The 20,288-nt window shown below is 64.0% G+C and carries 20 protein-coding genes; 9 read left to right on the plus strand and 11 right to left on the minus strand.

Going from position 1 to position 20,288, the window contains the following annotated elements:
- Positions 1-15 precede the first annotated feature (15 nt).
- A complete protein-coding gene (locus MKD49_RS15330) occupies positions 16-1,233 on the plus strand; it encodes an MFS transporter (RefSeq protein ID WP_204726789.1) in 1,218 nt (405 codons plus the stop codon).
- Here the strand turns inward: MKD49_RS15330 and MKD49_RS15335 are convergent.
- Complete coding sequence (locus tag MKD49_RS15335) at positions 1,230-2,579, minus strand: sigma-54 dependent transcriptional regulator (protein ID WP_252696713.1); 1,350 nt, start codon at positions 2,577-2,579, stop codon at positions 1,230-1,232. The genes MKD49_RS15330 and MKD49_RS15335 overlap by 4 nt on opposite strands.
- The gene (locus MKD49_RS15340; protein WP_252696714.1) at positions 2,564-3,781 is read right to left on the minus strand and encodes a PAS domain-containing sensor histidine kinase; all 1,218 of its coding nucleotides are present in this window, start codon (positions 3,779-3,781) and stop codon (positions 2,564-2,566) included. Before MKD49_RS15340 ends, MKD49_RS15335 begins: the two co-directional genes overlap by 16 nt.
- Here MKD49_RS15340 and MKD49_RS15345 point away from each other — a divergent pair.
- Together MKD49_RS15345 and MKD49_RS15350 are read left to right on the plus strand one after the other, a co-directional pair.
- Positions 3,761-3,991: a hypothetical protein gene (locus tag MKD49_RS15345; RefSeq protein ID WP_252696715.1), complete on the plus strand. Its 231-nt coding sequence runs from the start codon at positions 3,761-3,763 to the stop codon at positions 3,989-3,991. The two genes, MKD49_RS15340 and MKD49_RS15345, sit on opposite strands and share 21 nt — an antisense overlap.
- Before the next feature lie 123 nt (positions 3,992-4,114).
- On the plus strand, positions 4,115-5,629 hold the full coding sequence (locus MKD49_RS15350) for a sensor domain-containing diguanylate cyclase (RefSeq protein WP_209569531.1): 1,515 nt from the start codon (positions 4,115-4,117) through the stop codon (positions 5,627-5,629).
- Positions 5,630-5,729: 100 nt separating this feature from the next.
- Here MKD49_RS15350 and MKD49_RS15355 read toward each other — a convergent pair whose 3' ends face one another.
- Both MKD49_RS15355 and MKD49_RS15360 read right to left on the minus strand, forming a co-directional pair.
- The gene (locus MKD49_RS15355; protein WP_034340601.1) at positions 5,730-6,380 is read right to left on the minus strand and encodes a 3-oxoacid CoA-transferase subunit B; all 651 of its coding nucleotides are present in this window, start codon (positions 6,378-6,380) and stop codon (positions 5,730-5,732) included.
- Positions 6,381-6,393: 13 nt separating this feature from the next.
- Positions 6,394-7,089: a CoA transferase subunit A gene (locus tag MKD49_RS15360; protein ID WP_013236556.1), complete on the minus strand. Its 696-nt coding sequence runs from the start codon at positions 7,087-7,089 to the stop codon at positions 6,394-6,396.
- 269 nt (positions 7,090-7,358) lie between these two features.
- Here MKD49_RS15360 and MKD49_RS15365 point away from each other — a divergent pair, with 269 nt between their 5' ends.
- Entirely contained in the window at positions 7,359-7,919 is a 561-nt protein-coding gene (locus MKD49_RS15365) for a PAS and helix-turn-helix domain-containing protein (RefSeq protein ID WP_034340603.1), read from the plus strand.
- Between the two features lie 10 nt (positions 7,920-7,929).
- Here the strand turns inward: MKD49_RS15365 and MKD49_RS15370 are convergent, their stop codons facing one another.
- Positions 7,930-8,868 carry a LysR family transcriptional regulator gene (locus MKD49_RS15370; protein ID WP_039783005.1) on the minus strand — a complete coding sequence of 313 codons (939 nt, stop codon included), beginning with the start codon at positions 8,866-8,868 and terminating at the stop codon, positions 7,930-7,932.
- Positions 8,869-8,993: 125 nt separating this feature from the next.
- Here MKD49_RS15370 and MKD49_RS15375 point away from each other — a divergent pair, with 125 nt between their 5' ends.
- From MKD49_RS15375 to MKD49_RS15390, 4 genes are all read left to right on the plus strand, one after another.
- Complete coding sequence (locus MKD49_RS15375) at positions 8,994-9,890, plus strand: MBL fold metallo-hydrolase (RefSeq protein ID WP_252696716.1); 897 nt, start codon at positions 8,994-8,996, stop codon at positions 9,888-9,890.
- Between the two features lie 63 nt (positions 9,891-9,953).
- Complete coding sequence (locus MKD49_RS15380) at positions 9,954-10,565, plus strand: NAD(P)-dependent oxidoreductase (protein ID WP_252696717.1); 612 nt, start codon at positions 9,954-9,956, stop codon at positions 10,563-10,565.
- 76 nt (positions 10,566-10,641) lie between these two features.
- On the plus strand, positions 10,642-11,373 hold the full coding sequence (locus MKD49_RS15385) for a DsbA family protein (RefSeq protein ID WP_252696718.1): 732 nt from the start codon (positions 10,642-10,644) through the stop codon (positions 11,371-11,373).
- A 491-nt stretch (positions 11,374-11,864) separates the two neighbouring features.
- Positions 11,865-13,433, plus strand: a complete 1,569-nt coding sequence (locus MKD49_RS15390; protein ID WP_252696719.1) for a methyl-accepting chemotaxis protein — start codon at positions 11,865-11,867, stop codon at positions 13,431-13,433.
- A 72-nt stretch (positions 13,434-13,505) separates the two neighbouring features.
- Here the strand turns inward: MKD49_RS15390 and MKD49_RS15395 are convergent, their stop codons facing one another.
- The 5 genes from MKD49_RS15395 to MKD49_RS15415 form a co-directional block, all read right to left on the minus strand.
- A complete protein-coding gene (locus tag MKD49_RS15395; protein ID WP_252696720.1) occupies positions 13,506-14,051 on the minus strand; it encodes a hypothetical protein in 546 nt (181 codons plus the stop codon).
- Between the two features lie 20 nt (positions 14,052-14,071).
- Positions 14,072-14,719 (minus strand): HAD family phosphatase, encoded by a 648-nt coding sequence (locus tag MKD49_RS15400; protein WP_252696721.1) that lies wholly within the window; start codon positions 14,717-14,719, stop codon positions 14,072-14,074.
- Positions 14,720-14,754: 35 nt separating this feature from the next.
- Positions 14,755-15,171: a hypothetical protein gene (locus MKD49_RS15405; protein WP_039782993.1), complete on the minus strand. Its 417-nt coding sequence runs from the start codon at positions 15,169-15,171 to the stop codon at positions 14,755-14,757.
- A 112-nt stretch (positions 15,172-15,283) separates the two neighbouring features.
- Positions 15,284-16,804 carry a GNAT family N-acetyltransferase gene (locus MKD49_RS15410; protein WP_252696722.1) on the minus strand — a complete coding sequence of 507 codons (1,521 nt, stop codon included), beginning with the start codon at positions 16,802-16,804 and terminating at the stop codon, positions 15,284-15,286.
- On the minus strand, positions 16,805-17,740 hold the full coding sequence (locus MKD49_RS15415) for a LysR family transcriptional regulator (protein ID WP_205703730.1): 936 nt from the start codon (positions 17,738-17,740) through the stop codon (positions 16,805-16,807).
- A gap of 93 nt (positions 17,741-17,833) precedes the next feature.
- On the opposite strand from MKD49_RS15415, the gene MKD49_RS15420 reads away from it, so the two are divergent.
- Positions 17,834-18,766, plus strand: coding sequence for a DMT family transporter (locus MKD49_RS15420; protein ID WP_252696723.1), 933 nt, complete (start codon positions 17,834-17,836; stop codon positions 18,764-18,766).
- A 6-nt stretch (positions 18,767-18,772) separates the two neighbouring features.
- On the opposite strand, the gene MKD49_RS15425 is transcribed toward MKD49_RS15420, so the two are convergent.
- On the minus strand, positions 18,773-20,191 hold the full coding sequence (locus MKD49_RS15425) for a PLP-dependent aminotransferase family protein (protein ID WP_252696724.1): 1,419 nt from the start codon (positions 20,189-20,191) through the stop codon (positions 18,773-18,775).
- Positions 20,192-20,288 lie beyond the last annotated feature (97 nt).

Consider the following 20,288-nt stretch of genomic DNA (forward strand, 5'->3'; position numbering starts at 1 on the left):
ATCGTCGAGGACAGCATGACATCCACTCCACTGGAGCCTGCGCCGGCTCCCTCTGCATCGCCTTCGCCGTCGGGCTCGCTGCTCACGGCGGGCTTCCTGGCCCTGGGCACCTTCGCCATCGGCACCGAAGGCTTCATGATCGCGCCCCTGCTGCCGCGCATGGCGGCCGATTTCGGCATGAGCGTGTCGACCGTGGCCAGCCTGGTGATCGTCTTCACGCTGGTGCTGGCGATCAGTTCACCCATCGCCACCGTCCTGTCGGCGCACATCAACCGCCGCCGCGTGCTGATGGGTGCAATGGGGGTCTTCACGGCGGCCAATCTGGTGGCGGCCCTCTCCAGCGGCTTTGGCGGTCTGCTGGCATCGCGCCTGCTGATGGCCGTGGCCGCCGGGCTCTACACACCCAATGCCAGTGCCCTGGCCGGGGCCATCGTCAAACCCGAACAGCGCGGACGGGCGCTGGCCATCGTCAGCGGCGGCATGACCATTGCCATCGCGCTGGGACTGCCACTGGGGTCGGTAGTCGGACATGCCTTTGGCTGGCGCGCCACGTTCGGGGCCGTGGCCGTGATGGGCGCGGTGGCGGTGGCCGGCATTTGGCTGGGGGTCGGGCGCGATGCCGGCGGGCAGATGCGGGTGGCCGGGCTGCGCGAGCGGCTGGCCGTGGTCGGGCAGCCGCTGATCCGGCGTCTGCTCGGGGTGACGCTGTTCTGGTCGGTCGGCGCGTATGCGGCCTATCCCTATGTGGCACCGTATCTGGCGCACACCCTGTCCTTCGCTGATCGCGGCATCGGCCTGACGGTCAGCCTGTGGGGCGCTGCGGCCGCCGCAGGCGTGACCGTGGGCGGCCATCTCAATGATCGCTTCGGCTCGCCGCGCGTGGTCAGGCTGTCGCTGCTGCTGCTGATGCTGGCCTTCTGGAGCTTGAGTGCGGCCACGCTGCTGTCGCCCCGGGCGGCACTGATCCCGGTGCTGGTAGCGGTGGTGGTTTGGGGCTTTGCGGTATGGGCCTTCTTCCCGGCGCAGATGGCACGGCTCATCGCCTCAGGCGCAGCGGCGCAGGCACCGGTGGCCTTGTCGCTCAACACCTCGACCATGTATCTCGGCTTTTCATTGGGCAGCGCGGCGGGCGCGGGCATTCTGGCACAGGGATGGATGGCTGGCATCGGCCTGTTCGCCGGCACCTGCGCACTGGCGGGCCTGCTGCTGGAGCAGCGCCTGCACCGGACCTAAGCGACTGCGCCGCCCTGCTCTTCCAGCTTGCGATACAACTGCTGCCGCGAAATGCCCAGCCGGCGGGCGGCTTCGGCACGATTGCCGTTGGCCGCTGCCAGCGCGCGCTGCAGCATCACGCGTTCGACCTGCGCTATGGCCACGGCCAGCTCGCCGTCCCAATCGATGGCGACGTCGCTGGCATTTTCCGTGACGCTGCGGTCGGCCAGGGCGATGTCTTCCGGTTCGATGCAGGCACCATGGCTCATCACCGCCGCGCGTTCCATGGTATTGCGCAACTCGCGCACATTGCCCGGCCAGGCGTGCTGCAACAGGCGACGCGCGGCGGCAGGACTGATGCGCTTGGGGGCATCGCCGCCCTGCTGGCGCAGGAAGTGTTCGGCAATGGCGAGGATATCGCCGGGACGCTCGCGCAGCGGCGGCACCTTGATCGGCAAGACCTGCAGGCGATACCACAGATCTTCGCGGAAACGTCCCTCGCTGATTTCCTCCGGCAGGTCGCGGTGCGTGGCGGCGATCACCCGCACGTCCACCTTGACCGCCTGCTGGCCGCCGACCGGCGTCAGTTCGCGTTCCTGCAGGACACGCAGGATCTTGGCCTGGGTCGGCAGGGCCATGTCGCCGATCTCATCCAGGAACAGGGTCCCGCCATGGGCCTCCTGGAAACGTCCCAGACGCGCGGCGGTGGCCCCGCTGAACGCGCCCTTGACGTGGCCGAACAGTTCGCTCTCGATCAGCTCCGCCGGAATGGCCGCGCAATTGATGGCCACGAAGGGACGTGCGGCACGCAAGCCATTGCGATGCAGGGCACGCGCCACCAGCTCCTTGCCGGTGCCGGTCTCGCCCAGGATCAGCACGGTGGCGTCGCTGGTGGCAGCGCGCCCGATCTGCTTGAAGACCTGGCGCATGGCTTCGCTGTCGCCGACCAGGGCATTGCGCTCGTCACCGGTTGCGCTCTGCGTGACGCTGGCGTCTTCGGTTGCGGCCGGGCTCTGGCGCAGTGCGCGCTCCAGCGTTTCCACCAGGGCCGCGCGCGGCACCGGCTTGGTCAGGTGATCGAAGGCCCCCAGGCGGATGGCTTCGATGGTGTTGTCGCCGCTGGCGTAGGCGGTCAGCATGATGCAGGGGATGGCGGCGATGGCCGGGGCGCGCTGCAGGAAGACCAGGCCGTCTTCCTCGGGCATGCGCAGATCGACGATGGCGGCATCGACCGCATGCGCGGCCAGCAGGGTCAGGCCGGCAGCCGTACTGCCGGCTTCAAGGACTTCGTGGCCGAGGTCGCCGACGGTCTCGGCCAGGCTGCCGCGAAAGGCAGCATCGTCATCGACGATCAGGATGCGCGCCATGGCAACTCCATTTCAAAACGGGCACCGCGTTCGCTCGCGGCCAGGTGGATGACGCCGCCATGCGCATGCACGATCTCGCGCACCAGCACCAGGCCCAGGCCGGTGCCGCCAGTACGCTGGCTGACGAAGGGGTCGAACAGACTATCACGCAATTCCGCCGGCACGCCCGGACCATCATCGGCCACCCACAGCAGCAGCCGCCCGTCCTCGCGCAAGCGCGCACCCAATGCGATGTGGCCGCCTGCGGTGCAATGCGCCAGGGCGTTGAGCAGCAGGTTGTCCACCGCGCGCGCCATCTGCACCGGGTCCAGTGCGCTGGTGGCAAGACTGCCGCCAAAGCTGGCGGCATCGATGGCCGGGGCCAAGCGCACCTGCTGGCGCTCGGCCAGTTCGGCATGGGCCTGGCAGCGGGCCTCGATCCAGCTGGCCAGATCGACGGCCTGGCGCTGCACCTGGAACGGTTGCGCCAGTGCCAGCAGGCTGGCCACCAGCGTATCGAGTCGCTCGGTCTGGCTGACCACCATTTCGAGCGCGCCGGTCACGCGCGTCTCGCGCACCTGGGCGGGGGCGGCCAGGGCATTCTCGGCTTTCATGCGCATGGCCCCGATGGGATTGCGGATTTCATGGGCCATGCCGGCCGCCACCCGGCCCAGCGTGGCCAGCCGTTCGGCGTGGGCCAGCTGGCTGGCCAGGCGTTCGGACTGGCTGCGCCAGCGCGTGAGCGTGGCCCCCAGCCACACCCCGCTGATGATGACGAAGGCCAGCAGCAAGGCGCTGGCCACCAGCAACTGGTTGAGCACGCTGGCGCTCATCACCGGCACGCGCTTGAGGGTCCACGCCGCCAGCGCCACCTTGCCCAGCGGCACCGGGCAGGCGGCGAACACCACCGCCTCGCGCAAGCCGGGCCGCACGTCGGTGACGGTCGTGCCGCCATCGAGGGCGCGCTGCGCAGTCGAGACGATGCGTTCCATTTCCGCTCCCGGCGGATCACGTTTGATTCCGCTGCCGTCATAGGTCGGGAAGGCATAGGCCACGACGTCGCGCTGGGGATGCCAGAAACCGCCCTCCACCCCGGCCTGATCGCGCAGGGACAAGTCGATCACCGCCTGCATGATGGAGCTGCCGGGCAGGCCATCGCCACCGGCCGCCGTGCGGGACGCGCCGCTGCCGGAAGAGAGCGCATGGGCCAGGCCCGCGCTCATGGTGGCGCAGCTGACGGCGGCCTGGCCGGTGGCCTGGCTGATCTGCGAAGACGCGCCCTGGCGGCTCAGCTGCAGCAGCAGGAAGGCGAGAATGAGAGCGATCAGGGCGATGAAGGCCCACAGGATGACGAGGTCGCGCTTGATGGTGTTCTTGATGTTCAGGGAGCCTCCGGGTGCGGCACAGATTCGGTTGACGACGCTCGCATTTGAACACGAAGCGGGCCACGCATTCTGCGATCAGACCGGCAGGGCTGCGCGGCGGTTCATCTTTTGTTGCAAGACAATCACGTTGCCGGCGATCAAGATGGAAGCGCTTTTTGCTTTATGCGTTAATTGCGCCTGGGGATTCGTGGGGGAACAAAAATCAAGCAGTTGAAGAAATACCTGGTCGTCGTATTGGGTATCGCCATGCTGATGGTGGTGGCCATGTGCGCCAGTACGCTTTATCAGAGCTATCGCCAGACTCGTCTTTCGGCGGTGGCCAACGCCGGCAACGTGACGCTGATCTCCCAGCGCGCCATTTCGCGCAACCTGGAGGTGCTGTCGCTGTCGCTGGATACGCTGGCCTACCGCTACCAGCATCCGCTGGGCGCACGCCGGCTGGAAGAGGCGCAGCGCTATGCCTATCTGTTCGGCAGCGCCGCCAGCGTCAGCCATATCGCAGTGATGGCCGTGATCGGCCCCAGAGGCGAGGTGCTGGCCAGTTCACGCCGCCGCCCGGGCGAACCCGCTCCCAACTATGGCGACCGTGCCTATTTCACCGCGCACCGCGATGCGGACAATGTCGGCCTGTATGTCTCGCGGCCGATCCAGGCCAGCTTGGGCAATGAGCTGCAGGTGGTGGTGCTGTCCAAGCGGCTGTTCAATGACGATGGCAGCTTTGGCGGTGTCGTCGTGATGGCGCTGGACCTGGCCTATTTCCGCGATCTGTTCGAGGGGCTGTCGCTGGGTGCCGATGGCGTCATCTCGCTGTATTCGGATGATGGTGTGGCCTACATGCGGGTGCCGTACCGGGACGACATCATCGGCCGCGATCTCAGTGGCAGTGCCAATTTTCAGCGCATCAAGAGTTCTCTCCAGCATGAGGAAGGCAGTTTCTTCGCGCGCGCCAACAGTGATGGCGTGGAGCGGCTCTATACCTTCCGGCGCATTCCCGACTCGCCGCTGATCGTCTTTGTCGGCTATTCGCAGGAGGCGATTTTCAAGAGCTGGCGCAAGACGCTCTATGCGGTGATCCTCTCGCTGTTCATCTTCACGCTGCTGCTGGCCTATCTGCTTTCGCACGTACGCCACGAGTTGCGCCGCCGCGTGAGCATCGAACGGCGGCTGGAAGAACTGGCCCTCACCGACGGCCTGACCGGCCTGCTCAACCGGCGCGCACTGGACGACGCCTTGCAGGCCACCTGGGAGCGCTGCCGGCGCAATCTCAATTCCACCTTCTCGGTGCTGTTCATCGATGTGGACTACTTCAAGCTCTACAACGACAGCTATGGCCACAAGCTGGGTGATGAGGTGCTGCGCGAAGTGGCGCAGGCCATCAACGAAAACCTGCCGCGCAATACTGACTGCGCCGGCCGTTACGGCGGCGAGGAATTCGTGGTGCTGCTGGAGCTGACCGAGGAACAGGGCGCGCTCCTGATGGCCCAGCGCCTGTGCGATGCGGTCTATAGCCGGCTGATCGTGCATGCTACCAGTCCCCTGCGCGTGGTCACCATCAGCGTGGGCGTGGCCACCCTGCAGCGCGGCCACCACCGCCGCGTGGAGGACGTGCTCAATGCCGCCGATGCCGCCCTGTACCGGGCCAAGCGGGATGGGAGAAATGCGGTGAGGGTCAGCGGGGTGGAGTGAGGCAAGCCGGACCCGGCTCAAACCAAAAAGGGCACCACTTCCATGGTGCCCTTCGTTCATCCGACACGGCAGTGACTGCCGCCTCCGGTCTTTCAAACGATCAGACCTCGCTCACATCCAGCGGCGCTTCGGTCTTCTCGATCACTTCTTCCTTGGTCACGCCGGAAGCCAGTTCGATCAGCTTCAGGCCGCCCGGGGTCACGTCGATCACGCCCAGGTCGGTGATGATGCGGTTGACCACGCCCACGCCGGTCAGCGGCAGGTTGCAGTCGTTCAGGATCTTCTTCGAGGTGCTGCCATCCTTGGCCTTGGCCACGTGCTCCATCAGCACCACCACGCGGCCCACGCCGGCCACCAGGTCCATCGCGCCGCCCATGCCCTTGACCATCTTGCCGGGGATCATCCAGTTGGCCAGGTCGCCCTTGGCCGAGACCTGCATCGCCCCCAGGATGGCGATGTTGATCTTGCCGCCGCGAATCATGCCGAAGGAGTCCGCCGAGCTGAAGAAGGACGAACCGGGAATGGTCGTCACGGTCTGCTTGCCGGCGTTGATCAGGTCAGGGTCGACCTGGTCTTCGGTGGGGAAGGGGCCGATGCCCAGCAAGCCGTTCTCGGATTGCAGCCACACTTCGATATCGTTCGGAACGTGGTTGGCTACCAGGGTCGGCAAGCCGATACCCAGGTTCACGTAGAAGCCGTCCTGCAGTTCCTTGGCTGCGCGCGCAGCCATTTCATCTCTGGTCCATGCCATTTTGTGTGTCTCCTTATGCGCGCACGGTGCGTTGTTCGATGCGCTTCTCGGGCGTGGCATTGACCACGATGCGATGCACGAAGATGCCGGGGGTGTGGATCTGGTCCGGGTCGAGCTGGCCAACTTCCACCAGTTCTTCCACTTCCACCACGGTGACCTTGCCGGCCATGGCGACGTTGGGGTTGAAGTTGCGCGCGGTCTTGTTGAAGACCAGGTTGCCGGCCTTGTCGGCCTTGTGCGCCTTCACCAGCGACACGTCGGCCACCAGCGAGCGTTCCATCACGTAGCGCTCGCCGTCGAACTCGCGCACTTCCTTGCCTTCGGCCACCAGCGTGCCCACACCGGTCTTGGTGAAGAACGCGGGGATGCCGGCGCCACCGGCGCGCAGCTTTTCGGCCAGGGTCCCTTGCGGGGTGAACTCCAGTTCCAGTTCGCCGGCCAGGTACTGGCGCTCGAACTCCTTGTTCTCGCCCACGTAGGAAGCGATCATCTTCTTGATCTGGCGGGTGGTCAGCAACTGACCCAGGCCGAAACCATCGACGCCGGCGTTGTTGGAAATGGCGGTCAGGTTCTGCACGCCCGAATCACGCAGGGCGGCGATCAACGCCTCGGGGATGCCACACAGGCCAAAGCCGCCGACCGCAATGGTCTGACCGTCCTTGACGATGTCTTTCAACGCGGTGGCCGCGTCTGGATACACTTTGTTCACGAGTCTCCTTTCGGCTCTTGTCTTGCGAGCAGGGTTGCAAGCGGGCCGGCGGACATGCCGGCTTCAACAGGGATGGGCGCAGGGGCTTCTCTTGCGCAACGTCCGCAGACGTCGCCGGGCCCCGTTCGGCTCCAAATAGCGCCAATTATCATAGGGCAGCTGAAATAGGCCATACAATACGGTAAAAATACCTGGCGCAATGCAGCATGGTACCGTCAGACAGACGGTCCCGCCAGTTGCGAGGGACCAGCCAACCATTGCAGCAACTCATGACCCAGCCACTCCCCATCGATTTCGAACAGGTTTTCATGCACGCGCCCATCGGCATGTGCGTCTCGCACAATCGCGTGATCCAGCAGGCCAACCTGGCCATGGCCGACATGTTCGGCTATGAGGTCGATGCGCTGCGCCAGACTTCCTTCCAGGAGATCTACCCCACCGCCGACGAATTCGAACGCACCGGCCTGCGCCTGGTGCCCATCCTCAACGAAAAAGGTTTTTATTCGGACGAGCGCATCATGAAGCGCTCCAACGATGAAATGTTCTGGTGCCACGTCACCGGCCATGCGCTCAACCGCGACAACCCGCACGCGGCCGGTATCTGGACCTTTGAGGATGTCAGTGCAAAACGTCCCATCGCGCCCGGCCTGACCCCGCGCGAACGCGAGATCGCCGCACTGCTGGTGGAAGGCAAGACCAGCAAGCTCATCGCCCGCCAGGTCGAACTGAGCCCGCGCACGGTGGAAATGCATCGCGCCCGCCTGATGCGCAAGTTCGCCGCTTCCACCTCCTCCGAACTGGTGCACAAGCTGCTGAGCATCACGCCCTGATCACCCTTGATCAGAACGGCAGGCCCGCAAAACGCTGCGCCAGGAAATCGAGCATCGTGCGCAAGGTCGCCGGCATGTGCTTGCGCGAGGCATAGACGCCATAGATGCCCAACTGCAAAGGCTCGTAATCGGGCAGCAATTGCACCAGCTGGCCGCTGGCTACCAGCGGCGCCACCGTATAGGCCGGCATGTGGCCGATGCCCACACCGGCCAGCACCGCCTGCAGCAACACCGTCACCTCATTGGCGCTGATCGTGCCGCCCACCGCCACGCTTTGCGTCTGCGTCTTCATCTTCGCGGCGGCAGCGCCCTTGCCCGCCCGGGCTTTTTTCTTTTTCGGATCGAACTGCCACAGGCTGCGCCCCACATAGGAATGCGTCAGGCAATTGTGCAAGGCCAGGTCTTCCACCTTGCGCGGCATGCCATGGCGCGCAAGGTAATCCGGCGTGGCGCAGATGACCGAGTGGCAGACCCCCAGCGGACGCGCAATCAGATTGGGTTCCAGCCGGTTGGTCATGCGGATGGCCAGGTCGATGCGTTCTTCCACCAGGTTCACGGTGCGGTCCAGCGCCAGCAGGTCCACTGCCACCCCCGGATAGCGGCGGCCATACTCGACCACGGCCTGGATCAGCTGGGTCTGCGCAAAGGAGGTACTGGTCGTGATGCGCAGGAGCCCGCGCGGCGTTTCATCGGGCGTATCGAGAACATGGCGCATGTCCTCGGAATACTCCAGCATCTGGCGGCAGCGCGGCAGCAATTCATTGCCGGCGGGGGTGAGCGAGAGCCGCCGCGTGGTCCGATGCAGCAGGCGCGCACCGACCCAGTCTTCCAGCTCGGCCACGTAGCGCGACACCACCGGCCGCGACAAATCCAGCTGCTCGGCCGCCGCCGACAGGCTGCCGCCATCCACCACCGTCACGAAAACCTGCATGGCCATCAGGCGATCCATCGGGGCCCCTTTTTCATTTGAACGATTTCAGAAACAAACTGTGATCGATTATGCTGTTTTTCGAAATCAAAAGCGATCCTATGATGGCGGCTCCTGACACCCATCCACCTCTTTCCGGAGTCGCCATGTTTTCCACCCGTCGCCTGCTGCGTCCCCTGCTGGCCATCGCTGTCACCGGCCTGCTGGCCTTCTCGGGCGCGGCCGTCCAGGCTGCCGCACCGCTCAAGCTCGACATCTACAATCCCGGCAAGGAAGCCATCTTCCCGGTCAGCTCGGTGCTGGTCACGGGTGAGCGCGAAGCGATCCTGGTCGATGCGCAATTCGGCCAGCGCGAAGCGCAGCAGGTCGTGGACAAGATCCGCGCCAGTGGCAAGAAGCTGACCACCATCTACATCAGCCACGGCGACCCGGATTACTACTTCGGCCTGGAAACCCTGCACGCCGCCTACCCGGACGCCAAGATCGCGGCCTCCGCGCCGACCGTGGAACACATCAAGGAAACGGCTGCCGGCAAGCTGGCCTACTGGGGCCCCAAGCTGGGTGACAACGCGCCCCGCGCCACCATCACGCCGGAAGTGCTCAAGGGCAAGACGCTGACGCTGGAAGGCCGCAAGCTGGAAATCGTCGGCCTGGACGGCCCGCAGCCGGATCGCAGCTTCGTCTGGATTCCCTCGCTCAAGGCCGTGGTTGGCGGCGTGGTGGTGGCCGGCAACATCCACGTATGGGTGGCCGATACGCAAAGCATGAAGTCGCGCCTGGACTGGCTCGGCACGCTGGGCCGCATCGAGAAGCTCAAGCCGGCCATCGTCGTGCCCGGCCACTATGCCGCCGGTGCGCCGCTGGATATCGCCTCGGTGCGTTTCACCCGCGACTACCTGAAGGCCTTCGACCAGGAAGCCGCCAAGGCCGCCGATGGCAATGCCCTGATCGCCACCATGAAGCAGCGTTATCCTGACCTGGGCGATACCAGCTCGCTGGAGCTGTCGGCCAAGGTCATCAAGGGTGAAATGAAGTGGCCCTGATCTGAACTGCATTGCATTGATACGAAGCTGTTTGTCTTCCCTCCCCACCCGAAAGGAAACATCATGAAAATCGCACTCATCGGCGCCTCCGGCAACGTCGGCACCCGCATCGTGGACGAAGCCCTGCGCCGCGGCCACAACCTCATCGCCATTGCCCGCGACGCCGGCAAGATCGCCCAGCGCACCGGCGTGACTGCCGTCTCGGCCGACGTCAAGGACGCAGCTGCCCTGGCCACCGCCATCAAGGGCGCGGACGTGGTCGTCTCCAGTGGCCGCTTTACTGCCTTCGGTGCGGACGACCTCCTGCCGGCCCTGAAGGCAGCCGGCGTCAAGCGCCTGGCCGTGGTGGGCGGTGCCGGCAGCCTGGAGATCGCACCGGGCAAGGCGCTCATCGATACCCCGGAATTCCCGGCTGAATACATGCCCGAGGCGTCCGGTGGCCGTGACTTCCTCAATGCCCTGCGTGAAGAGACCGAACTGGAATGGACCTTCCTGTCGCCCTCGGCGCTGTTCACTGCAGGCGAGCGCACCGGCCAGTTCCGCCTGGGCCAGGATGCACTGCTGGTCGGTGCCGATGGCAAGAGCTGGATCTCCTACGAGGACTACGCCGTGGCCCTGCTGGACGAGCTGGAACAGCCGAAGCACGTGCGTGCCCGTTTCACGGTAGGCTACTGATCCACTACGCTTGCCGGGCCTGACGGTGCAGAAAACGTCAGGCCCTGTGCCGATTCATTCAAGAGGAAATTGCATCATGACCACCCCCGCTGCCCCGCACGAGACCGTGCTTCACTACATCCACGATCCGCTGTGCGGCTGGTGCTACGGTGCCGCGCCGCTGGTGGCGGCGGCCCGCGCAGTGCTGCCGGTGCAGGCGCACGGCGGCGGCATGATGGCCGGCCGCAACCGTCGACGCGTGGATGCGCAACTGCGCGATTACGTGATGCCGCACGATCAGCGCATCGCGCAGATGACCGGACAGGCGTTTGGCGAACCCTACTTCAATGGCTTGCTGCGCGATACCGAAGCGGTCTTCGACTCGGCCCCGCCGATTGCGGCCGTGCTGGCGGTACAGGCGCTCAAGGGCGAGGCCGCAGGACTGGACATGCTGGCAGCGATCCAGCGTGCGCATTACCAGCAAGGGCGGCGCATCTCCGAAGTGGCGACGCTGACCGAACTGGCGCAGACGCTGGGCATCGAGCCCGCTGCCTTCACTGGCGAAATGCAGCGGATCGAACAGGAAGAGCTGGCCAATCATATCGAGGCCAGCCGTGAACTGCTCAACTATGTAGGCGGACGCGGCTTCCCGACCTTCGTGCTGCAGCGGGGCGATACGCTGGAAGTGCTCGATACCGGGCGCTGGCTGGGGCAGCCGGAAGAGTGGGCGAGTTATCTGCGTGAAGAAACGGCCTCGTCGGGCGCGGCCGTTGCGGCAGCCGACAACGGGCTGGCGCAATGTGATCTGCAGACCGGCCGCTGCGACTGACCCGGCGTTCGTCCAGTCCTCCGACAAAACCTGCCGCACGCAAGCCTGCGCGGCAGGCACCTTCTGTCTCTCCTCGCCCCCTCCTCTGGTTGCCGATCCGCCGTGTCACGGCGCAATCGCATCCTTCTTCTGCCCCCGTCCAATCTTGTCCTGGCACACATCCCTGCTTCACGCAGCCCATCCATTGGGCGGTTTTTCTGAAGACTGCCGTTAAGTTTTCGGTGCTAATCAAACAAGCGCGTTTGCTCTACAGTGTGCGGTTTTCCCGGGGAAGGCGGCCGGCCCGCCGGGAAAAGAACAGCATCCCTTGTCTTCATCCTTAGTTCACGGCGGGCGGCGTTCCCACAGGAATCGCCCAACTCCACTGAATCAAGATCCGCACTTCCCGACGTTGCCTGTGGCATCAGAACGCCACTTGGTCCACCCTTGCCTGCATCGGGGTGGCGTCGGGAACGTACTACGAATAACTGCAAGTGTTCACTGGAGTGTGTATGGATTTCACCCGTCTGACGGTTTCTTCGCGCCTCAAGTTCGGCTTTGGCGGCGTGCTCGTGCTGATGCTTCTGATCGTCGGCATCTCGCTGAAAAAACTGGATGATGTGAACCAGCAACTGCTGTCCATCACCGAAGTCAACAATGTGGAGATCCTCCATCTCTCGACCATGCGTGCTGCGGCCTATGAACAGTCGCTCGCCTCGCGCGGGATCGGCCTGGCGACGACTCCGGACGACCTGAAACTCAACGCCGACAACCTGCAGCGGCAGATGAGCGTCTATGTGCAAGCGGAGGCCGCACTGGCCAAGCTCTTTGCAGAACTGAAAGAAACCACCGAGACCGAAAAGAAATCCCTCGTTGCAATCCAGAAGATGAGCAAGGAAATCCTGCCCGTCGTCTCTGGCCTGGTTGAGTTGGCCAAGGCGCAAAGAACTGAAGAAATCAAACCTATCCTGGACGGTCCGCTGGGCAAGATGCAGGCAGAACGCCGCAAGGCGCTGGCCGAGCTGTCCGCGTTCGAGGACAAGCTCAACGACGATGCCAAGAACGAGGCGCTGGCCGTCTATGCGGCCGCGCGCAGGCTGTTGATCGCACTTGGTGTGCTGGCCCTGGCAAGCGGCATCGTGGCTGCCGTGCTCATCACCAGAAGCGTCCTGCGCCAGCTGGGTGGAGAACCGGCAGTGGCCTCGACGCTGGCGGCGCGGATCGCGCAAGGCGACCTGCGCAGCGAGGTGGATGCCGACAGCCGTCTTCCCAACAGCCTGATGATGTCGATGAAGAGCATGAACGCCGGCTTGCGCGAGATCGTGCGGGAAGTCCGCTCCGGCACGGATGCCATTGCAACGGCCAGCAGCCAGATCGCTGCGGGCAATCTCGACCTTTCCTCGCGCACCGAAGAGCAAGCCAGCTCGCTGGAAGAGACGGCCTCGGCGATGGAACAGCTGACGGCGACGGTGCAACAGAACGCCGACAGCGCCGGCGAAGCCAACCGGCTTGCCACCGCAGCCTCGGTGGTGGCCGCCGAGAGCGGACAGCTGGTCAAGGATGTGGTGATGACGATGGCGGCCATCGAGGACTCGTCCAAAAAGATCGTGGACATCATCAGCGTCATCGACGGCATTTCCTTCCAGACCAACATCCTTGCCCTGAATGCAGCCGTGGAAGCCGCGCGCGCGGGCGAGCAAGGTCGTGGCTTCGCGGTGGTGGCGTCGGAAGTGCGCAGCCTCGCGCAACGCAGTTCGTCGGCTGCCAAGGAGATCAAGACGCTCATCGACGACTCGGTGGACAAGGTCGCCAGCGGCAGTGCGCTGGTCAACCGGGCGGGAGAGAGCATGAGCAATGTTGTCTCCAGCGTCGACCGGGTGGTGTCAGTGATCGGGGCCATCAGCGATTCCAGCGCCGAGCAGAGCAAGGGGATCCACGAGATCAACCATGCGATCTCGCAAATGGATCAGGTCACGCAACAGAATGCGGCGCTGGTGGAACAGGCCGCAGCAGCGTCGCAGGCACTGCAGGCGCAGGCGCGGCGGCTCAGTGGTGTGGTGGAAGTGTTTGCGATTGCCTGATGGCCCCGACACCGCACCTGCGAAAAGAAATCGATCTGGCGGAAGCGTTCTTGCAGCACGCCTCCGCAGGACTCAGATGTGCGAAATCGCTGCCTTGGCTGTATGGCGCAAGATGTGAACCTTGCTCTGCGCGGCCCAATGCATCGCTTTTTCCTCTATGCCCGGGGTCACGAAAAAGAAGTGGCAAGTGTGGTCCCAGCCTTCGAGGAACGCGCACTCCAGCTCCGGCGACACGACATGCCACTCACGATGTCCCAACGACTTGGCCCCGTTCGGCCTGCAGTAGTTCGTCAGCGCATCGCTTGAGTTGAAGGTGCGAAAAACGAGCCTGTCCTTTTTCCGTCCCCGCAACGCGTACGACAGCACCTCCGTCTCGGCGATCATCCTCTTGCAGAAGCTTTCCATGAGCGTATCCCTGCGCTTGCGCTCGTCGGGAGAGACCGCCTCCAGCAATTGGCAAGCTTCTTCGGGCGAGAGCCAATGGTCGAAGACTGACACCGAGATCACCTGGACTTCCGGGCCTTTCTCGTTTTCATGAACGCGCGGCAACCACGCAAAACGGGCGGCCAGTTCCTGTTGGCGATGACGAGGAACATTAAGGAGGCGACGGTGAGACATCGGTTTTCCTGAACCGCGGATCAGGCCTCGCACGGTACGCCAAGCGCACGCAATGCAGCCCGTGTAGCAGTCACATCCACGTGATGAATACCGCGCCATCCCAGCGCCCGGCACCCATCGATATTCTTTTGCACATCATCGATGAAGACCAGCTCTTCGGGCTTGAGGCCCGGCAGGTGCCGTGCATAGCGCTCCAGCGCGATCTGGTAGATGCGCGGCTCGGGCTTGATGCAGCGCTCCTCGCCCGAGACCACGATATCGCGGAACAGCTGCATGAAATCGTGGTGGTCGCGCGCATGCGGATAGGTTTCCGACGACCAGTTGGTGAGGCCGAATACCGGCACCTGCTGCGCATGCAGTTCGCGCAAGAGCGCTACGCCCTCCGGCAACGGACCGCGCAGCATCTCGGTCCAGCGACCGTAGAAGGCACGGATCAGTGCTTCGTATTCGGGATGCTGCCGGACCAGATCCGCCGTCCCGTCCGCCAGCGTGCGGCCACCGTCCTGCTGTACGTTCCAGTCGGGCGAACAGATGTGCGTGAGGAAATGGTTGCGCTGCTGCTCGTCGGCGATCAGCTGCTGATACAGGTGCTGCGGGTTCCAGTCGAAGAGCACGCCGCCGAAATCGAAGACGACGGCGCGGATGGGGCTTGGTGCAGAAAACGTCATGGTGAAAATCCTTGGCAACGGCCGGAAATGTGATGTCAAAACTCCCCTGGAACCATCAGGTCTTCGGGCAAGGGGCCCGGTACGGCAGCCAGCAATTGCTTGGGAATGAATTCCACCAAGTGCCTTTCATCAGCGGCCAGACAATCGTAAGCAAGGATGAACTGCGCCACATGCGCAAGATAATCATGCACCAGCCCGCGATAAGGTTCGCTGACTCGCTCCGGTGTGCTCCTGCCGAGTTGCTCGTACGCCCGCTGCAGGAATAAAGGAATGACGCAGTAATTCTTGCTCAGGTAGAGTGCCGTGACCTGATTCACGTGGCACACCAGCGGGTACGTCGCGCTGGACATGCGGTAGCACTGATCGGGCACCAGGCGTGGCGAATTGAGATAGTGCTGAAACTGCTTGATCGTTCGGCGAGCCTCTTTGGCTCCTTCATTCAGCGTTGGCATGGGGCTGGGTCTGCGAAAATGGATGGCCGTCATCTTATCGAAAATCCCCGGCAAGGTAAGCACCGGCTTCCAAAACAGTTCTCACTGCGCCTGCAGTAGTGATGAATCAGCATCAGGACAGGGAGAGTGCCCGGGCAATGAAGGCTGCTTTGGCCTGCCGATAAGCCTGCATGGGTTGTCCATCCCACTGTCTCTTGAGCTGATTGTAATCAGCTCTGAGCACCGCATCTTGCCTGAGCAGACCGAGGAAGGCATCGAACATGTCGTAAGCGCTGTCGCGGACGATCAGTTGCAGCGCAAGATCCACGGAAGACGCCACTTTGTACCCCTGGATACAGTCGTCAGATAGCTGATCGGGATTGCGGGCGAAATGCTTGTCGAGCGTGGTCCTCGCCTCCTCGAACTTGTCCGCCGTCACCTTGACGGCAAAATCCAGATCCTGCTTTCCAATCACACCTGGCACCGCCGTACTGCCGACTTCTCGCACCTCGGCATCGGGGAGCCATTCCCGAAGCCAACGCACGATGCGCACGCGTTCGCGCCGCAGGCCGCGCAGGTCCGGGGCTTGAAGACGAAAGACAGCGTCCTCTTCGGCCGTGGCCCGCTCCTCCTGCACAAGATTGAATGCTTCGTCCAAAATCTGTATCGCAGCAAACCCTTCCGCCAGCAACGGCGGCTCGAAAAGATGGAAGACGTTGGCAATCGCGTCCTCCGGTATCACTTCGTCCTTGGGGCGATTCGCGTTGCGGGCCAGCGCAGTAGCCAGGCTGACGCGCACCCATACCGCCGAGACAGGTACGCCGGCCGCCTGCGCCACACCGATCACGCGCGCACGGCGCTGCGCGGTAGCAAACGTGGCGTCGACATGAATGCACTGCTGCGGCGATGCGAGCCGTCCGCCGACCCACGTTGATTTTCCCGAGCCCTGAACGCCCATCACCATGACGATCTCGCGGGATGCTGCCTTGAGCGACTCTGCCAGCTCGCTGTAAAGGCGCTCCCAGGCAGCGGCATTGCGTTCCATCGTGAAATGGCGCCCGGCCTCGGACTGCAGGTAATGATCGGGATTGAAGTGCCGCCGGTCCGCCGGATTGATCAGGGAATGCAAGACATGATCCCGCCATTGGCCATCAATCTTCAGATAGTCACGCGCATGCCCTTCCTGCTGGAATCCCAGGCGCTGCAGCAGGGCCTGACTGCGCCTGTTCTCGGTGCGCGTGTTGGCCATGATGCGATGCAGGCCAAGCTGCGAAAAGACATGGCCGATGGCCTGCGACAGGGCTTCCTGCATCAGGCCCCGGCCTTGCGCTGCGTGATCAAGCGAAAAGCCGAGATGGCAGGCCTGGAAGGGGCCGCGGACGATATTGGTGAATCCGCACTCGCCCACCATGGCACCGGTCGCGTTGTCGCGCAGGAGCAGGTGAAATGCATGTCCGGCGTCCATTGCGCAGGCCATGTCGTGGATGCGTCTTTCCATGCTGTCCAGGGTAAAGAAGCTGCCGGATTTTTCCGGCTCCCACGGTTTCAGGTGGAGTCTGTTGCGCACATAGTAGGCAAGCAATTCGGGCGCATCCTGATGCGACGGTGAACTCAGGGTCAGGCGAGATGTCCGGAGCATGATCGCGGTGTCCATTCAAGCCGTCTCCTGATCCGTGGCGCGCGCCTGCAACGCCTCCACCAAATAATCAATGAGCACCCGCATCTTGGGCGCGATATGGCGCGACGCCGGAAAGAGCAAATAGGCCACGCCCTGATAGTTGCTATCGACAGTCCACTCCGGCAAAAGGCGGACGACACGCCCGGCCGCCAGGGACTCCCTGGCCACGAAGTCCGGCACACACCCCACGCCCAAGCCGGCTTCAATGGCCGCCAGACGCATTTCGCTGTGATTGACCGCACATCGTCCAGTCACGATGATCTCTGCCGCCTGGGTGCCGGAAAGGAAGCGCCAGCGATTATCGCGTTCCTCCTCCCCCAGCGTGAGGCAACTATGGCTCATCAGGTCTTCCGGGTGATGGATCGCGCCACGGCTTGCAAGATAATCCGGGCTCGCCAGCAGGCACTGGCTGACCGGCAGCAATGGCCGCGCCACCATCCCTGGCGGCGGCGTATCGGTCAGGCGGATGACCAGGTCGACACCTTCACGCAGCGGATCGACCAGCCGGTCCACCACCATCAGGTGCACATCCACGTCCGGATAGCGGGCCAGGAATTGCAGCAGCACCGGCTGCAGCAGATGGCGTGAGACGGCCTTGGGGGCGCTCATCCTGACCAGCCCCCTGGGCGTGCCGGCATGGCCTTCGGCCGCCAGCATGGTGGCGCGTGCGGCGGCCACCATCTTGCGTCCGTGCTCCAGCACGTCCAGTCCGGCTTCGGTCAGGCGCAACTGGCGGGTGGTGCGCTGGAACAGCGCCACGCCCATCATCTTTTCCAGACGGGCCACCTGGCGGCTCACGGCCGAGGGCGTCATGCCCTGCAGACGGGCCGCTGCCGAAAAACTGCCGGCGTCCACCACTTGCACGAACGTGACCAGCTCATGCAGTACCTCGGCCAACTCATTTGTTCTCATGCGGCACAACTCCTGTTCTTCGTTCCTGGCTAGTCAGGTCTCATCGGTCCCAAGACAATACACCAGCTCCGCCCAACGCCACGATGAGACCTCATGAACAAGTCCTCCCTGCTGCACGCCCCCGCCCGGCCGGCAACCCTGCTGCGACTCAATCCTGTTGAATGGGCGCTGCTGCTGGTCGCCGTGATCTGGGGCGGAAGCTACAGCGCCGCGAAAATCGCCACGGAGCAATTGCCGGTGCTGCAGTTTCTGGTGCTGCGGTTTGGCCTGACGTTTCTCCTGCTGGCACCTGCCTTGCGCAGCATCACTTCCGTTCCCGCGTGGAAGAGATCGCTGGCGGGGGCGCTCGTGTTGGGTATGGTCCTGCTGGCCATCTTCATCTGCGAGACTGTCGGCGTCTCGTTGACGACGGCCTCCGATGCCGCCTTCCTGATCAGCCTGTGCGTCGTCTTCACACCATGGTGCGAGTGGCTGCTGCTGGGCCAGCGGCCCGAGCGTTCGGCGCTGATTGCGTACGCATTGTCGTTTGTGGGCGCTGCCTTGCTGGCATTCCAGGATGGCATCACGCTCTCGCACCTGAGCTGGGGCGACGCGCTGATGGTGCTGGCCGCACTGCTGCGCGGCGTGATGGTGTGCCTGACACGCCGCCAGGGCCTGCGATTCGGCTTGCCCGCACTCACGCTGACGGCGGTGCAGATGGGTGTCATGACGGCGGGATCACTGGTACTCATGGCGGTGCTGCCGGGTCAGCGCTGGATGCCCCTTCCGGCCAGCGCCTCCTTCTGGTGGGCGATGGCGTTTCTGGTCTTGCTGTGTACCATCGTGGCCTTCTTCGTACAGAACCATGCGGCCGCACGCACCAGTGCGTCACGGGTGGCCCTGCTGATGGGCAGCGAGCCGCTGTGGGGGGCGCTCATCGCGGTGGTGTGGATGAAGGAACAGATGTCCCTGCAGGGCTGGATGGGTGGCTTGCTGATCGTGGGGGCCACGGGGTGGGTGCTGCGGCCGCGTACCCATTCCACCTAGCGCAGCCTACAACCCCCGCAAAAAATCAAACAACTCCGGCACATCCGCATACCCCACATTGAAGCGGAAGCTGGTCTTGTGCGGTGCCGACAGGTGGAAGAAATCCCCCGGTGCCAGCCAGATGCCCTTCTGCCGCGCCCGGTCCGCGATCTCGCGCGCTGACAGTTCGCAGCCCTCGATGGTGGCCCAGCTGAACATGCCGCCGCGCGCCGCCGTGAAGGGCGTCAGGCCCACTTCAGTGAGCTTGGCGTTCAGGGTGGACTGTGCATTGAGCAGGGTCGCATTGAGCGTCTGCACATGGCGCCGGTGATGGCCTTCGGTGAGCACGTTGTGCACCAGCCGCTCGTTGATCTCCGAATTGGTCAGCGTCAGGACCATCTTGGTATGCACGATCTGCCGCGCCAGTTCACGCTGGCAGGCGATGTAGCCCACACGCAGCGAAGGGGCGATGGTCTTGGAATAACTGCCCACGTAGATCACCCGCTGCAGTCCATCCAGCGCAGCCAGCATGGGATCGGTGGCCTGCCCCAGTTCACGGAAGATGTCGTCCTCCACCACCCAGAAACCATAGCGCTCGGCCGTCTGCAGCACGCGCATGGCGCAGGCCGGCGTGTAGGACGTGCCGGTCGGGTTCTGCAGCACGCTGGTGGTGAAGAACATCTTGGGATGATGCTGGCGCGCCAGCGTCTCCAGCATGTCCGTGTCCACCCCGCCAGGCGTACGCGGCACGCCGATCACGTTCAAGCCCGCCAGACGCAGCATCGCAATCAGGTTGCAATAGCCGGGATCATCGATCATCACCGTATCGCCCGGCTGGGTCATGGTGCGAATGATCAAATCCAGCGCCTGCGTGGCGCCATGCGTGGTCAGCACCTGCTCGATGCCCAGCTCCAGCGCCCAGTGGCCAAGAAACTGCGTGATGAGCTGGCGCAGCGGGGCGTAGCCATAGGGATGACCATAGCCGACCTGCTGCGCACCGGGCGAGCGGATGATGCGGCGCTCGGCCTGGTGCAGGCCTTCGTCGTTGAGCCACTTGCCGGGCAGCCAGCCGCAGCCAGCCTTGATGGGCACGCGCTCATCGGCAAACATTTCCGAGAGCAGCCAGGCCGAGTCGATCACCGGCTCGGGCGGGACGAACACCGCACGCGCCCCGGATTGCCCGGGCCGCGCGGCCACGAAGAACCCCGCCCCGCGCCGGGCCTGCAGCATGCCGCGCGCCACCAGCTGCTCATAAGCCTCCACCACGGTGGAAGAGCCGATGTCGTGATGCTGCGCGAACTGGCGCACCGAGGGCAGGCGCTCGCCGGAGCGCAATTCGCCGGACTCGATCAGGCCAGCCAGGCCATCGGTCACCTGCTCCACCAAGCGGGCGGCTGTCTTGCGTTTCAAATCCAGTTGCAGTGGCGCGCTGGCGGGCTTGGCCATGTCGTTCTTTCTGAGAGTGTATCCGGCTGGCGAGTGACTGCATTGCTCCCGACAGCCAAAGTGTAAGCGGAAATACTAAACTGTATTGGTCACTGTA

Origin of the sequence: Herbaspirillum sp. WGmk3 (assembly GCF_023952535.1) — a bacterium.
Classification (GTDB): Bacteria; Pseudomonadota; Gammaproteobacteria; order Burkholderiales; family Burkholderiaceae_D; genus Herbaspirillum; species Herbaspirillum huttiense.